The sequence below is a fragment of the Candidatus Poribacteria bacterium genome (assembly GCA_016866785.1).
In the GTDB taxonomy this organism is placed as follows: domain Bacteria; phylum Poribacteria; class WGA-4E.
Window position 1 is genome coordinate 1 of record VGLH01000096.1, and the last position, 15,311, is coordinate 15,311.

8 protein-coding genes are annotated in these 15,311 nt (G+C 64.5%); 5 read left to right on the forward strand and 3 right to left on the reverse strand.

Going from position 1 to position 15,311, the window contains the following annotated elements; translation table 11 throughout:
* The 3 genes from FJZ36_13425 to FJZ36_13435 all read right to left on the reverse strand — a co-directional run.
* A partial coding sequence (locus tag FJZ36_13425; GenBank protein ID MBM3215906.1) for a hypothetical protein occupies window positions 1-1,087 on the reverse strand: 1,087 nt, incomplete at its 3' end.
* A 78-nt stretch (window positions 1,088-1,165) separates the two neighbouring features.
* Complete coding sequence (locus FJZ36_13430) at window positions 1,166-8,290, reverse strand: FtsX-like permease family protein (GenBank protein ID MBM3215907.1); 7,125 nt, start codon at window positions 8,288-8,290, stop codon at window positions 1,166-1,168.
* 217 nt (window positions 8,291-8,507) lie between these two features.
* A complete protein-coding gene (locus FJZ36_13435) occupies window positions 8,508-10,049 on the reverse strand; it encodes an AI-2E family transporter (GenBank protein ID MBM3215908.1) in 1,542 nt (513 codons plus the stop codon).
* A 211-nt stretch (window positions 10,050-10,260) separates the two neighbouring features.
* On the opposite strand from FJZ36_13435, the gene FJZ36_13440 reads away from it, so the two are divergent.
* The 5 genes from FJZ36_13440 to FJZ36_13460 all read left to right on the forward strand — a co-directional run.
* Complete coding sequence (locus tag FJZ36_13440) at window positions 10,261-11,652, forward strand: sulfatase (protein ID MBM3215909.1); 1,392 nt, start codon at window positions 10,261-10,263, stop codon at window positions 11,650-11,652.
* 77 nt (window positions 11,653-11,729) lie between these two features.
* Complete coding sequence (locus FJZ36_13445) at window positions 11,730-12,827, forward strand: hypothetical protein (protein ID MBM3215910.1); 1,098 nt, start codon at window positions 11,730-11,732, stop codon at window positions 12,825-12,827.
* 67 nt (window positions 12,828-12,894) lie between these two features.
* Window positions 12,895-13,692 (forward strand): sugar phosphate isomerase/epimerase, encoded by a 798-nt coding sequence (locus FJZ36_13450; GenBank protein ID MBM3215911.1) that lies wholly within the window; start codon window positions 12,895-12,897, stop codon window positions 13,690-13,692.
* A 90-nt stretch (window positions 13,693-13,782) separates the two neighbouring features.
* A complete protein-coding gene (locus FJZ36_13455) occupies window positions 13,783-14,463 on the forward strand; it encodes a hypothetical protein (protein MBM3215912.1) in 681 nt (226 codons plus the stop codon).
* 99 nt (window positions 14,464-14,562) lie between these two features.
* Window positions 14,563-15,311: Gfo/Idh/MocA family oxidoreductase (locus FJZ36_13460; protein ID MBM3215913.1), on the forward strand; the 749-nt coding region annotated here is incomplete at its 3' end.

Sequence of the window (15,311 nt, forward strand, 5' to 3'; positions counted from 1 at the left end):
TCTTCCCGATGCCGAAGCTGAACCAGAAGTCGAGGCTGTTCCGCAGACCCGTGACCCGGACATCCATGCCCGGTTCCCACGTGTGCAGGATGTCCCGCGAATGGAGCCACGGATTCAAGAAAAAGGCCGAGAAGACCCGGACGACGAAGTTGGCGATGACGATGGGTAGCGGCAGGACGAATCCGTGCAGGATCGCGGCGGCATCGGTCGTGATCGCCAGCGTCCCCGTCGGGGCAAAGCCCTCGATGCTCTGCGTGAAGTCGATGAAGGGAATCGGGATGATCTTGATCGGCTGCGACATCCCCAACGCCGCCGTGAGCTGGGGCACGCCCACGTAGACGAGTCCCCACCCCATCCCGATGATGGAGCCGATGCTAAAGACCCTCCAGCGCCACGTCTCTTTCTTCTCCGTACTCTCCGCGAGCGCTGTGGCTCCCTGTGCGCTCACGGGAGCCATTGGGAACGGTAACTTCTCGTAGTCCGCCGTGAGCCGGAAGAAGAAATAGCTCCCCCCGATGTGGCGGATTCGCCCCAGCAACTGCAGGATGAGCATCAACGTGATCGGGCCCACGGATAGCCCGAACACCGTCTGTTTGTCCCGCGCGGCGAGCCAGTAGTCCTTGTGGAAGAGCGACCGTTCCGCGTGCGCTTTGGACTCCCTCGGCGGGATCGCCCAGTCGGGGATCTTGTCGGCGATCTCGTAGGATTCCGCCTGTTGGGAGTTGATGAAGTAGGAGTCGTACACGTATCCGGCGTACTGACCGCCGGCTCCGACCGCCGCGCCCGTCAGCGCCAGCAGAATGTAGAGCTCCTGCTTGCGAACCGTCTGGAAGGATCGGCGCGCGATCTCGGTGAAGAGGATGACCGCGACCCACGGAGCCGCTGCGCCACCCGCCTGCTGACCCGTCTGCAGCGACAGGTAGATCGCGCCGGGCATCATGAGCAAGCCGACGAACATCGCTCCGAGCAGCACCTTCAAGGTCAGCCCGGATTCGAATGCATGAACGCCCTCGTCGGTCTCGTATCGCTTCGCCCATGAGATCATCTCTTCCGCGAGCGATTCGCTGCGTCGTCTTGCTCGTGCCACTCTGGTTCCCTCAGCAGTTACGAACTACGCATCCCTCGCCAGCCTGCGCGCGACGGGCGCCGATCAGCCGCACGTCGGCTAGTCGGAGGCGAACTCCGGCGTGACGCCCGCCAGGCGCTGGGTCTCCTCGCGCCCCCGGGCATGGAACTCGCCGCGCAGCTCGACGTTGAACGTCCGCCAGATGAGCAGCTGCTTCCGAATCAGGTTCAGGAACCGACGGTTCACGCGCTTCCACGACGCGATCTCGCCGCTCTCGCGGAACACCGTCAGATGGATGCGGTAGAGGTCCTCCTCCTCGCCGCCGACCGGAGACGTTTGCAGGCTGATGCGCTGGCTGACGCCCAGGTCGTACGGCGCGAGCCAGACCATCATCTCGATCGCGTAGTTGTCCTTCGCCCCATCGGGTTGCCTCAGACGCTGGAACGCGACGTTCTCCGTGTAGAAGTCGCTGGCGGACTCGTCGGCATGCGCCTCGAAGTAATCCCGCATGAAGATGTTCAGCCCGAGCGCTTCTTCGCCCAGCACCGTGAACGGCAGGTCGAAGTTCCATTCGTCGCCGTCGGGATCGGGCAGTCGCCACTTCCGCTCGATATCGGGAACCGCCATGCGTCCCGCCTTGATGGCGGGATACATCGTCGATCCCAACACGACCATCATGACGATCATCGTCGCGTAGACGGTGGACCGCGCCGAGTAGTTGAGCGTCAGTCCCGCCAGCCATCCCGTTTGCACCAGAGTCCATGCGGTGATCTGACCCAGCAGGTACCCCAGCACGGCTCCAAGCACGGCGTAGACGCACGCCTCGGCGATGAACAGAAACGCGATGTGGACGGGAGCCAACCCGACGGCACTGTAGATGCCGATCTCGCGGACGCGCTCGTACACGGCTCCGAGCATCGTGTTCAGGACGATGAGCGCCGCGATCAGAACCGGGATGAAGAGGTTGCTCATCTGCTCCGTCGAGGTCGCCCCGATGGAGCTGTAGAGGTGGACGTTCCTGCCCTTGCCGACGAAGAAGTCGAGCGCCGACCGCTTCATCAGGGGACCCATGGTCGCGTCGATCTTCTGGGAGATCGTCGTCCCCGACGGCAGTTCGAGCCCCGGGTCCTCCATGTTCACGGCAATCGACTTCAGGTTCCCGCCCTGGGACATGACGATGTCATACGGCAGGATCGCGACGGCATCCGGCGGGAGATGCTGGTACTTCTGCAGTTCGCCTTCGAGCGTGCTGTCCTGAGCCCCGCGCGACTGTTGCTGCTGCAAGAGCTGGTAATCGACCGGCGTGAGCTCCTCGCCGTCGAGGTCGGTGAGCTCCTTGAAGTCGATACCCAGCACGCCGACGACCTTGAACTCGGCTCCCAGGAGCCGAACCGCCGCCGCCCCGTTGATCACGTCCTCTTCGGTGACCCCCAGCGAATCCGCCACGCCCTTCGGGAGAACCGTGACGTACGCGCCGTCCTCCCCTTCTGCGAACCATCGACCGTAGACGAGCTTCGAGTCGATTCGCGTGACGCGGGGCTCCTCCGGCGACATGCCGATCAGCATGTTCACCGCGTAGCTCTTGTCGCCGGCGCGGTTCTCCAGCAGAACGGACGACTGGTTCCCGATGCTCGCCGACTCGTACCAAGCGCGCGGTGCGACACTGTTCGTGACCGCGACGGCTTCCCGCCCTTCCTCGCCGGCGACGGTCACCGTCGAGCGCTTGAAGTCGTTGCGGATACCCGTGAGAACGGGCTCTTCCAGCGTCCGCCAATACTGGTCGCGCACCAGAACGCCCTGATAGACGGGCGTGATACCAGGAATCCGTGTCGCGTTCGCGCGGATCTCGCTGCGCACCGATGTGAACGAGATGACCGTGAAGGTCAAGACGACCAGCGTGGCGCACGTCAGCATCGTGCGTCCGCGCCGCTTCCGCATGTTCGAGATGCCCAGCGAGAACGCGGCGGCGCTAGCGGACAGGCGTCCCACGTCCGCCTTGTAGATCTTCGACTTCTCGCGCTTCATCTTTTCGAGCTGTTCGTTGAACTTGCGGATGATGATCGAGATGACGACGATCGTCAGCGCCAGCACGACGAACGCGATCAGGATGATGAACGGCGTCTCGGCGATCTCGAACGCGGGGTGCACGCGGCTCAGGAAGAAGAAGACGAGCAGGAAGATGCCGAACGTCGCGCCGATGCGCTTGTTGATGTTCGTGAAGGCGAACAGGAGACGTTCGAGGAAGAACGCGAATGGCAGCAGCAGAAACAGGTAGAACATGACGCCGCGAACCACGTCGTTGCCGGTCGCCTTCACGTCGGGGTAGGCGATGGACTCATTGCCCCACGAGGCGCGCGCCAGCTTGAGCGCGTCGCTGTAGTTCGCTTGCGACAGTTCCTGCTCCGCTCGTCCGAGGAGCGTGGAAGCGTCCGCGTGAAGCTCCTCGAGCCGCTTGTTGCTGATGCCATACCGCTGGTAGAGCGCAATGCGTGACTGGTCCAGGTTCCACATGTCCTGGACGACCACGTACGGCGTCACGCGGATCGAGCCGTTCTCCCGAACGACGAACCCCTCGCCCGTGTAGAGCGTCGGATTGTCCACGTTGGTCGCGGTCGCCTTGATGAGCAACAGGAGCTTACCGAGCAAGCCGGACGCCATGCTGACCTTGATGCGCGACCCCGGTTCCGAGTAGACGAGCGCGATGGGTTCCGCCGACGACACCATCGGCTGAACCCAGGGTCGGGAGATACCATAACGCTCCGGCGGCGCGTCGCGGTCCGCGTCGTAGACTTCGAGTTGCGTCAGGGTGCGCAGGTAGCGCTGATCGACCAGGTCGTAGATCGTCGTGCTGACGCATGGGAACACGACGATGGGAGCCCCGACGAGCCGCCGGTTGATGGCGACCTTGTTCGGATAGATCTTCGCGCCGTAGTTGCCGAGATCGGGCGCATAGACGATGTCGCCGGACTCGGGGTCGAGGACGTAGGCTTCCGTCTCCTGCGTCCCGCCGGGACGCGAAGTCGCGCGACCCTCCATCGCCAAGCCGGAGATGTCGTACTTGCCCTTCTGGTCGCCCAGCACGAACAGGTCGCCGCGCACGCCCATCATCGTCTTGTTCTGCTGGCGGATGGCGACCAGCGCATTGCGAACCGGCGTTTGCGGCACGGCGCTCTCGCGGGCGTCGTACTGCAGCACACGCCCGGACAGCGTGCAGTAGAAGTTGCCGACCCGCGCCGACGTCGGCATCTTCGGGTCGCGGAGCACCTGGATCATCAGCGAGGCGAGCGTCTCGACCTGCTGCTGGAGGTTCGTGTAGTTGAGCCTGCCGTACGTGTCCAACGGCGTGTCGGTCAGGACGCGGCTGTCGTCAACCGTTGCGAAGGCGATCCCGGTCTTGCCGGACAGCGTCGCCACTTCCGAATCGAATGCGATCTTCCCGGGAACGTACGTCTGCCAGGTCTTGCCGCCGCTCGCGCTGATCGCGTTGACGAAGTTCGACTTCGCCGTGATCCCGGCGATGACCATCAGCGTCTTGATGTCGTTGATCTCGTCGTCGGACAGGTCTTCCACCGGAACGCTGCGAAGCGCCAGCATGCGTTCGACTCGCGCGAATAGACGTTGTGTCGACTTGCGGCTGCGGCGCGCCTCGCGCACGTCGTTGCGCACGAGCCGCTCGACCTCCTTGCGGATGTAGTCCATGTCCTTGAGCATGGACTGCGACGGCTCGCCCTTCTGCCGCATGTCTTCGAACTGCAGCTTCATCAGACGGCTGACGCCTCCGAGCGACGCCAACTGGTCGTAATAGGAAAAGACGAGCGTCTCGAGGGTCTTGCCCTCCAGCGCCTCGACCTTGTCCAGTCGATCCGCAATCGCCCACTGGCTTGAGAGAACCGCCTGGCGCACGTAGTCGTCGGGGAACCGGCGTAGCGCCTCGATATTCTGCTTGAGGCTCGCGTTGGTCGCGTACTCGACGAGCTTGTTGCCGATGGGCGCGAACTCGCGGCGCAGCTCGAACTCGCGGTTGTCGTTGTAGAACCAGCCCTTGTAGAACACCCCGAGCTGGCTGCCCTGCGTCGACAGATCGACCGAGACGACGAGCGACTGGTAGTAGCGGTTGAGTTCGTCTTGAAGCTGAACCGCCTGCACGACGTTGGCGATCCGCCGCTCGTATTCGGCGCCGTCGATGCGCGAGACGCGCTCGATGCGCTTGTGGACGTTCCGCAGTCGGCTGTTGCGCAGAGTGAGGAGGTTGTTACGGAGCAGACGCTTCTCGTCCTCGACGAAGTCGCGCTCGAGCGCCGGCAGCTTCGCGCGAAGCTGTTCGAGCTCCAGAACGTCGTTGAACGCGCGTCGCTCGACTTCGGTCAGCAGCGCTTCGCGTTCGTGTTCCGCGAACGTCTGGGCGTGGGTTCCAAGCAGCTCGACGTACTCACCATCGCTCAGATGGTTCCTCAGGGCGAGCAGTTCCTGAGGTCGGAAGTCGCGCGCGAACACGCCCTGCTCTGCCGATGCCAGGAGCGCGCCGATGGTTCCCTTCTCCATCCGCGCCTGCCGCGCCGCGATGTTCAGGTACCGCCGTATCTCGCCCAGCGCAATGTCGCGCGCTTTGGCGTCCGAAAGCTCACGGTAGAGCGGTTTCAGCGCCCGGAGTTCGTCCTCGGTGAGATACCGCTCGAGGAGCGGCTGTGCCTGTCGATACGACGAGTTTTCCGCGTTCCGGATCGCCTCGGCGTCAGGATTCGCGTCTCCACCCCGCGCGTCGACCGAGCTCGCCGCCTTGCGCAGTAGCGCGATCTCGGACCGAGCCAGATCGGCGCTGGACTGGCTGGACGTTCTGCCGTGGAGTGTCGCCTGGGCGGCGCGGATGCGCCCCAGCTCCGCCGCGGTCAGATGTCGCTGAAGCAGGCGGTATGGCGTGTAGAACTCCGCGATCCGGCCGGTGGTTACCTCCCAACCCTCCAGCGCGGGCCGCAGATCGTTCAGCGAGGCGGCTGGATCGATGGCGCCGAACCCTGGGATGTCGATCCGCGACATGGTTCCGACGGCTTCCGCCGGCAGCGTACCTGGATCGGTGTAAGGGAGCAGACTCGATTCCGGACCTCGCTCGAAAGCTCCGCCGATCTCGCCGCTGCGGATCTGCGCGATTAGCCGCTGCACTGCCCAGACATCGACTTTGGCGATGGGCAGTGCGATGCTAGTCAGGAGTTCGTGTTCCGTCTTTCGGGCTTCGGCGAGCGTCTCCGCCTTCAGCGCCGCGATGGATCGCACGATTTCCTTGAGGAACTGCGCCGTCTGGAGCGCGCTCGCCTTGGCGCGCGCCAGACTCACTTCGAGCCGCGCCCTCTCCTCTTCGGTGAACTCCTGCCGGTCGCGGTTCTTTGAAAGGTCGGCAATCCGCCGCGTCCGTTCCTGCTCCTTCGCCGCCTGGCGCGATGACGCCAGCCCGTCGATCTGCCCCTGAATCCGCGAGAGGTCGTTCAGGCTCGTCACCAGCGCGTCGAGGTCCGACGACAGCTTGTTGACGCGGTGATGGAAAGAGGGTCTGAACTCGACGAGATAGCCTCGGTCGAGCGACAGCGCGATGCGACGCCCAAACTCCTGGAACTCGATTACGTCGGACTTCAGGTCGTCGCGGATCTCCCGCATCACGGAGACGTTGTCTTGGCTGATGCCCTCCATGAACGCCCGCATGCCGGACAAGCCCTGGAAGTGGGCTCCCGTCGCCAAGAACAGCACCGAGCGCGCTGGCTGGAACTCCGGCGTGTTCAGGAGCCGAATCAGCTCGAAGATCGTGGCGATGCCCGCGGTCGTCTCCGCTCCCGGGGCGAGCGTGGGAACCACGGACATGGAGTCGTAGTAGCCCTGGACGACGATGAGTTCATCCCGCAGGACGGGGTCGGAGCCGGGCAACAGTCCTTGAATATTCTGCCCCGTCCGCTTCTCCCAGCGGACATCGGCGGTGAGTTGCACGGTGGCTTCGGTCGTCGCGCCGCCGTCGGTACCCAGCAGGCTCCTCAGATAGGCGGCATCTGACTTCGCGACCCAGAAACGCGGGATGTTCGCCGGGACGGTGAGAAACTTGTCTTCGGCTTCGCCGCGGATCGTCTCGTCGGGCTCTACGAAGAGGATCGCTTGAGCCCCGAGCATCGCCGCGTTGATCCACTCGGTACCGGAGTTGAAGTCCGCCAGCACGACGGCTCCACGCGGCACGAAGACGGCAGCCTCGGAGACGCCCGCCCGATCGCTGGACGCTGTCTCATCCACCAGCCCGTCGCGGTCGTTGTCGACCCCGTCTCGAGCCCACCCCTGGATCACCGACGTCGGCTCGATCTCGCCGTACTCGTCGATCACACCGTCGCCGTTGTTGTCGATGCCGTCGTGGCTACGGCTCAGATGCACGTTGAGCACGTCGTCCACGATGCTGCCCGGCGCGACGCGGAACTGACGGGCAATCGATTCGATGGAGTCGCCGGACTGCACCGGGTACCAGAAGCCGCCCACGGGCTTGCGGTTGAAGTCCGCCAGCCGACATGATTTGCCATCGACCAGCCTGCCGGTCATGCCGCCCGTCGGAATGAAGACGTTGGAGCCCGCGACCGGCGTGATCTCGCCGTCGAGGTCGGCGTCGTCGACCAAGCCGTCGTTGTCGTTGTCCAGCCCGTCTTGTCGCTGATTGCGCAGTTCGTCGTTGCGCGGATCGTCGACGATTGCCGTCGCGTCCACGCGGTAGGCATGGGCGATCGAGTCCAGCGTGTCGCCCGGAGCGGTCTTGTGCTGCAACCCATTCGCCAGGAAGGGCGCGCGCACGAGGTTGGGCCACAAGCCGCGAACCGGAATCGACGCGATCTCGACTCCGTCCGGGCCCTGCACCACCAGCCGCCCCGTGCCCTGGTCGATGGGAACGGCGATGGAGAAGGTGCGCGAGTCGACTTGGGTGAGCCCGAGAGATTGGAAGCGGTCGAAGACGTACTTGGCAGCGGAATCCGAGGCGGGATAGCCGGTGACGCGGGTTTCCAGCGCGGAAAGGCGCGCGATGTCTCGCTTGATGTTGTCCATCCGCACGGCGCGGCGGATCATCTCCGCATCCTGTGATAGTGCGAGCTCGGCGCGTTGCGCGACGGCGCTCGTGACGGTCGCCCCCGCCAGGAAGCAGAGAGTCCATGCGGCGATCCAGCGCCGCAGCCACCCGAAGTCCGTGGTTCCGCGCGGACAGCATCTTTTCATCGGCAACACCTTAGTAACCGGAGCGGCAACGCGTTATGACCCGGTTGCGCGATCGTCGGCGAGGTCGAATGACCGCGCCGGACGCAGGAAAGACGGGTTGGGTTTACCATAGGGAGCCCATCCTGTCAAGCGTTTGCGTGGGTCGGGGCAGCGGCTCCGATGAACTCGTCCGACGAGTCCTACAGCCCGCTGGCGCGCCTGCTGCTTCGTGCGCGGGTCACCCGCGTTCCGACTGGTACGCGTCCCACGCCGACTTGATGACGACCAGCGCAGGAACCGCGAGCAGCACGCCCCAAAAGCCGAAGAGAGTGCCTCCGAGAAGCACCGAGAACATGATCAGCAGCGGATCGACATGAATGGCTTGGCTCATCACCCGTGGTGAGATCAGCGAGTTGTCGATGAGTTGCACGACCTCGACGGCCACGGGTATCAGCAGGGCTCGGAGCAGGAACCCGTTGAACCCGCCGACGTAGATCGCCAACGCGATCGGCGGTTCCAACCCGACAATCGTCCCGACCACCAGCGAGCCGAAGGCGAACACGCCGACGAGGAACACGCCGACATTCGGGATCGTGTTCATCAGGCCGCCGACGACCCCTACCAGCAATGGGAACGGCGTCCCGGCGAGCCAGTAGGCAAGCGCCGAGAGAACCGAGACGCAGGCGACGACCAGCATTTGCCCTCGCAGAAAGGCGGTGAGGTTGTCGTCGATCATCGAGGCGATGCGCCGAGCTCTGCCGCGCGACTCCTCCGGGAAGAGACGGAAGAACGCGGCGACGTAAGCCTCGCGAGCCGGCAGGAAATACGCGAGCACGATCAGCGAGAAGATCACGACCATGGCGATTCCCAGCGCGCTCGACAGAACTCGTCCGGACAGGCTGAAGAACCACGCGACGGAGTCCGTCGCTCCCTTCGTCACGGTTCCCAACCTGCCCTCGAGGTAACGCACCGCCGATGTCGTGAACTCGTCGCCGAACATTCGCTGCCAGAAGGACTTGAGCGAGCCGACCCAAGCGCTCTCAGCCAGCCAGTTCGTCAACAGCGGGTCGGTTCGTACGGTGACGACCGTCACGCCGTATTGTCGCATCGCCGCGCGCACCTCGGAGGTCAGTTCGGTTCCAGAGGGCCAGGACTTTCCGTAGGCGCTCACGTCCTCGGCGAGCGTCTGCGGCGGCTGGGCGTTCGGGTTCACCATCTGTAGGGGCAGGGACTGTGTGCGGAACCGAAACGCCTCGCGGTAGGCGACACCGGCTCCCTCTGCCAACTGGGCGGTCTGGTGGACGACGCCCGGCACGACGACGAAGAGACCGGCAGCCGCGATGGATACGAACGCGACCACGATGACCGCGTTGGCGGAGAACCTCGGCAGACGCAGCACGCGTCCGCCAGGCAGATGAATCGTCCGCAGGGCTCGCGACAGGAATCGGAGGAAGTACGCGATGGACAGCGCCAGCGCGAATGGCGTCCACACCGTGGCGGTCGCGCCAGCCAGCCACAGGCAGACCAAGCCGATCACCATGAGCACGGCGCGCCGCACGAGAGACGCCCGGGCGTGCGGAAGCAGGACGAACAGGATCGCTCCTCCGGTCACAGGATGCGTGATCCACGTGCGGGGAGCGAAAGAAGGACGCGTGAACACATAGGCGAGCCATGCCACGGCAACCGCCAAGGTGAACAGAGCGACCAGTTCACGCACCCATGCGGGCGTCGCACCTGCGTCGGATCCGTTGTCCATACGGTTCCTTCCCCGACTGGACATGTGAGGATCGATCGGGCTCGGCTATCCTATGACAGTCCGGCTGGCGCCTGCAAAGTGCTCTGACGGCACAGACCTTCGTCGCGCCTCGACGACCGCTGTCGGTGCGATCTTCCGCGAGAGCCGTTGACATGGTCGACGCCCGTATCTAGTATGCTGACCCAGCGCAACGCCCGGTCCCGCTCGACCCCCTCGCGAAGAAGGACTCGGACCTATGGCAAAGAAGCCCAACCTCCTGTTTTTCGGTGTGGACAGCCTGCGAGCCGACCGCATGAGCCTTTACGGCTATCCGCGTCTGACGACCCCTCACCTCGACCGGTGGGCTTCCGGCGGCATCGTGTTCGAGCACTGCTTCGCGCCGAGCATCCCGACGACGCCCGGCTATTCGTCGATGTTGACGGGTCTCGACTGCTTCGGCACGAACGTCGTCGCGCTGGGTCACCGGGGCGAGATCGCCCCAGGGCATCGGACGCTTCCTGAGATCCTCCGCGACGCGGGGTACAACACCTCGACGGTGGGATACAACATCCGTGGCTTCGAGACGAACCTGAACTTCGCCGGGTGGGGAAACCGCGAGGACGGGCGCAGCCCCAAGGCGGAGAGCATGAACGCGACGGCGATCCCCGAGCTCAAACGGCTCGCTGCCGAGGACAAGCCGTTCTTTCTGTTCCTCCGTCACATGGATCCGCACACGCCGTACCTGCCCCCGGCGCCGTTCGAGAGGATGTTCTACGGAGGAAACGAGTTCGCGGACAATCCAGGCTCCCTCCAAGAGCTCTACGACTTCAAGCCGTTCCGCGACTATTTCATCAGTTGGTTCCCGCCCGGATGTACCGACAAGGAGTACATGGACGCCCAGTACGACGGCGCGGTGGCGTACATGGACTCGTGCATCAGCAACATCCGGGCGGCGCTTCGAAAGACTGGGCAAGCGGATAACACGCTGATCGTCCTGACCGCCGACCACGGCGAGACGCTCTACGAACATAGCTGCCACTACGATCACCACGGGCTCTACGAGCCGACGCTGACGATCCCGCTAGCGTTCGTCCTTCCAGGCAAGACGCCGGCGAACATGAGGCACCGCGACTACGTCCAGACGAAGGACATCGTCCCGACCGTGCTGGAGCTCCTCGGCATCCCCGTAGACGACGCGTTCGACGGCAGGAGCCTGTGCCCGCTCATGCGAGGCGAACCCCGTGAACCGGAGTCCACCTTCTACCTCACAGAATGCACGTGGATGCACAAGCACGGCTGGCGGACGCCGCACTGGAAGCTGATCCACGCGCTGGAGCCCGATTTCCACTACAAGCCGGAGGTCGAGCTCTACAACCTGGTCAGCGATCCCGGCGAACACCGGAATGTAGCCGCCGAGGAGCCGGAGGTCGTCGCGATGCTCGAAGCGCACATGCGTCGCCACATCGATCGGCGCACGCGCGAGACGGGCAGACCCGCGCCGATCTACCACAACTTCCTCGCCGGGCGCGATGCGCCGTTCGCTTCCTCTCAGGAGGCATACGATACGCTGCACATCGGCGATCCGGAAGCCGCGAGGAAGCTCCAAGAGCGGATTCAGGAACGCGAGAAGCGCGCCGCAGGCAACTGACGCCAGCCGTTCGTTCACCCGACGCCGATAGGAACGCTCGGCGGCAGAAATCGTCAAGCGTTCCCGGAGGGTTCGCCATGCAGACCGGACGTGAAGCCGTCGATGCGATGCTGCGCCATCTGCCCGCCGACCACATCCCCATCCACGACTCGCCGTGGGGCGACACGGTCCGCAAATGGGCGAAGCAGGGGATGCCCACCGATGCGAACGGCAACCCCGTCAGCGCCGTCGAGCACTTCGGGTTCGACCTGGTCGGGTGCGGCGGGTGGTTCGACTGGCTCCCCAAGCGCGGCGTCCACGAGGTGCTCGAAGAGACCGACGAGTGGCGGATCGTGCGCAACGGAGCCGGAGCCGCCCTCAAGTGGTGGAAACACAAGTCCGGCACGCCGGAGCACATCGACTTCCTGATGACGGATCGGGATGTATGGGAGCGGGACTATCGCCCGCTCGTGGCAGAGATCGACCCATCCAGGTTCGGCGACGCCGCCGCCGTAGCCAAGAACCTGGAGACATGGCGGGCGAAGGGACGTTGGGCGCACTTCGGGACGCAGTTCATCTGGGAGAACATGCGCGGAAGCATGGGCGACTACACGATGTACACCGCCCTGCTGACTGATCCCGAGTGGATTCACGACTTCAACCGCGTCTATACCGATCTCTACATCGCCGGATTCCGCCATCTGTTCGAGAACGCGGGTCTGCCGGACGGTGTCTGGCTCTACGAAGACTTGGGCTACCGCGACCGGCTGTTCTGCAGCCCAAAGGTCCTCGATGAGGTGATCTTCCCGTACTACCGCGAGATGGTGGACTTCTTCCACAGCTACGACCTGCCGGTCGTTCTCCACTCGTGCGGCTATCAGGCGGCGGCGCTGCCGCTGATCGTCGACGCCGGGTTCGACGGGCTCAACCCGATGGAGGTGAAGGCGGGCAACGACATCTTCGCCTTCGCTGAGAGCTACGGCGACCGGATCGCCTTCGTCGGCGGTCTCGACGCGCGGATCCTCGAAAGCGGCAACCGCGATGTGATCCGCGCCGGCGTCACAGGCTTCATCCGTGGCATGAAGGCGCGGGGAGCGCGATTCGTCTACGGTTCCGATCATTCACTCTCTACAAACATCGACTATGACGACTTCCAGTACTCGCTGGAGGTCTATCGCTCCGAGTACACCCTATGATGCGCCTCGCAGCGGTCGGCTAAGATGTGACTGAGCTCGACAACGATTCGGCAAGAGGAGACCCACCGTGAAACTGGGAGCCAACTCGGTTCTGTTCGGCGGCTACGACATGGAGACGGCGTTTCGATGCATCGCGATGTCGGGCTACGACGGCATCGAGGTCTCCGCCATCGGCGGGATGAGCGAACATCTCGTCCTCGGGCGATGGAAGGAGTTGGCGGCGAGCATCAAGCAGTTGGCGAAGGACTACAGCCTCGAGTTGCTCGCGATGGAGCAGCCGTCGCAGGACCCGGCGACGATGGAGCAGGCGTTCCAGGCGGCTGTCGAGATCGGCATCCCCGTCGTCAACTGCGGTCCCGGGGGGAAATCCGACGACGAAGAGGCGTGGCCCAAAGTCATCGACTCCCTCGGCAAGCTCTCCGAGATGGCAGCGAGGTACGGTGTGACGCTTTGCGTCAAGGCGCACGTGGGCGGCAGCATCTACAACACGCCGACGACGCTCCGGGCGATGCAGGAGATCACGTCGCCAGCGTTCGGGATCGACATGGACCCGTCGCACATCTACCGGGCGGGCGAGAACCCGGTCGAGGCGGTCGCCGCCGTCGTGTCGCGCGTCAAGCACATCCACATCCGCGACTGCAAGGGTCGGCAGCAGTCTCCCGGCAAACCGGAGATGCAGGCGAACGGCCGAGGCGATATCGACCTCGTCGGATACCTGCGGGTGCTGCACGAGAACGGGTACAAGGGACCCGTCGATCTGGAGGTCATCGGGGCGAAGGAGTACAGCCTCGAGCAGTGTTGCGGGATCGCCGCCGAGTCGCGCGGACACATGCAGGCGTGCCTGCAAGCCTGCGGCGCGCGCTGACGGCGCGCCGGATCGGTGGCGCTTGAGCAGCCGCAAGAGCCAGCAGACAACCCGTTCGGACGGCTGCCCGACAAGGATAGGGAGAAACCCATGCGCTATTGCGTCCTATCTGTCTGCCTGGTTCTCGGAACGCTCCTCTTCGCGTCTGCCGCCACGGCGGACGTCACGCTCCCGGTGACGTTCGAGGGCTCCAAGCTCTCGAACGTGGACGGTCACAGATTCCTCGACCTAGGCAACTTCCACGGCGCGATCCCCGCAGCCGCCGGACAGGGCTGGCACTACTGGGGAGCCCGCGAACCGATCATGTCCGACGACTGGGTCGTGTTCCCCACCAAGGGCGAATACAAGTTCGTCGTCAAGGCGAAGAGCGATCAGCTCGACGAAGCCGACACCAAGGCGGACGTATGGGCGGAGTTCGACGTGCGCCTTTACACCGAGAAGGGCATCAAGAAGCTGGCGAAGACGATCGTCGACGTCAACAACGTCAAGGGTCAGACGGACAAAGAGATCAGCCTGATGACCGGCAAGGCTCGCGCCGACTCCAAGAAGGGGCAGGACTGGGCGGTCATTGAGTCTGCCGTCGCGATCTCCGAGGCAGGGCTCAAGGGGCAGATTGGCATCTGGTTCACCAACGACGCGTGGATACCCGATCCGCCGCCTGCCAAGGATCGGAACCTGTGGATTCACTCGCTGTCAATCACGCCGCCTGGCGGGCTCGCCGTGCAGCCATCGGGCAAGCTGCCAACCGTGTGGGCGGACCTGCGTCGGTGACATCTCGGCGAGGTACGGACCCATCAGCAGACAGCCCTCACACGCAGGGGGCTGTCTGCTTGTTTGTCGCCCTTGCGTTCCGCTCTCGTGTCATGAACAATGCGACCGGCGCTTCCTCGTCAGCGGCGTCGCATGCAGTTCCATTCACGGAGGCACGCAGGCATGGCGGAGACCTACCGCGTCGGCATCGTCGGGTTCGCACACATGCACGTCACGTGGCTGATCGACCAGTTCGACGCGCTCCCGAACGTCGAATGGGTCGCGTGCGCGGACACTGTGCCGTCAACGGCGACGCTGTCGGACGCACCGATGACCCGCATCGCGAACCTGCGGTACGCGCAGGGGAAGGCGGGCATCGAGAAGGTCTACGAGGACTACGAGGAGATGCTCGACGAGGAGGAGTTCGACATCGTCATCGCCTGCCCGGAGAACGCGCGACACGGTCAGGTGACCGAAGCCATCGCCGCAGCCGGAGCGCACGTTCTGGTCGAGAAACCGCCCGCCGCGTCTTACGCCGAAGCGCTCCACATGGCACGCGTCGCCCGCCGCGAGGAGGTCGTCCTCTGCATCAACTGGCCCTCGACGTGGGGCGCGTCTCTGCGGCTCGCGAAGCGTATGGTCGAGGCCGGAGAGATCGGCGACGTGTTCCAGTACAAGCGCCGCTCCGGCTCGATGGGTCCCCTGGCAAGCCTTTCCGATGACGAGAAGGGCGCCGAGTGGTGGCACAGCGCGGCAGACGGCGGCGGAGCCCTGCTCGACTACTGCTGCTACGGCGCGAGCATCAGCCGGTGGGTCATCGGCGAGCCACCGCAGGCAGTCACCGGGCTCGCCGCCAACTTCCGCAGCCA

What these genes read in the sequence shown, in the direction of transcription:
- FJZ36_13440 (MBM3215909.1), top strand. Translation starts at nt 10,261, where the DNA reads ATGGCAAAGAAGCCCAACCTCCTGTTTTTCGGTGTGGACAGCCTGCGA.
- FJZ36_13430 (MBM3215907.1), bottom strand. Translation starts at nt 8,290, where the DNA reads ATGAAAAGATGCTGTCCGCGCGGAACCACGGACTTCGGGTGGCTGCGG.
- FJZ36_13445 (MBM3215910.1), top strand. Translation starts at nt 11,730, where the DNA reads ATGCAGACCGGACGTGAAGCCGTCGATGCGATGCTGCGCCATCTGCCC.
- FJZ36_13435 (MBM3215908.1), bottom strand. Translation starts at nt 10,049, where the DNA reads ATGTCCAGTCGGGGAAGGAACCGTATGGACAACGGATCCGACGCAGGT.
- FJZ36_13455 (MBM3215912.1), top strand. Translation starts at nt 13,783, where the DNA reads ATGCGCTATTGCGTCCTATCTGTCTGCCTGGTTCTCGGAACGCTCCTC.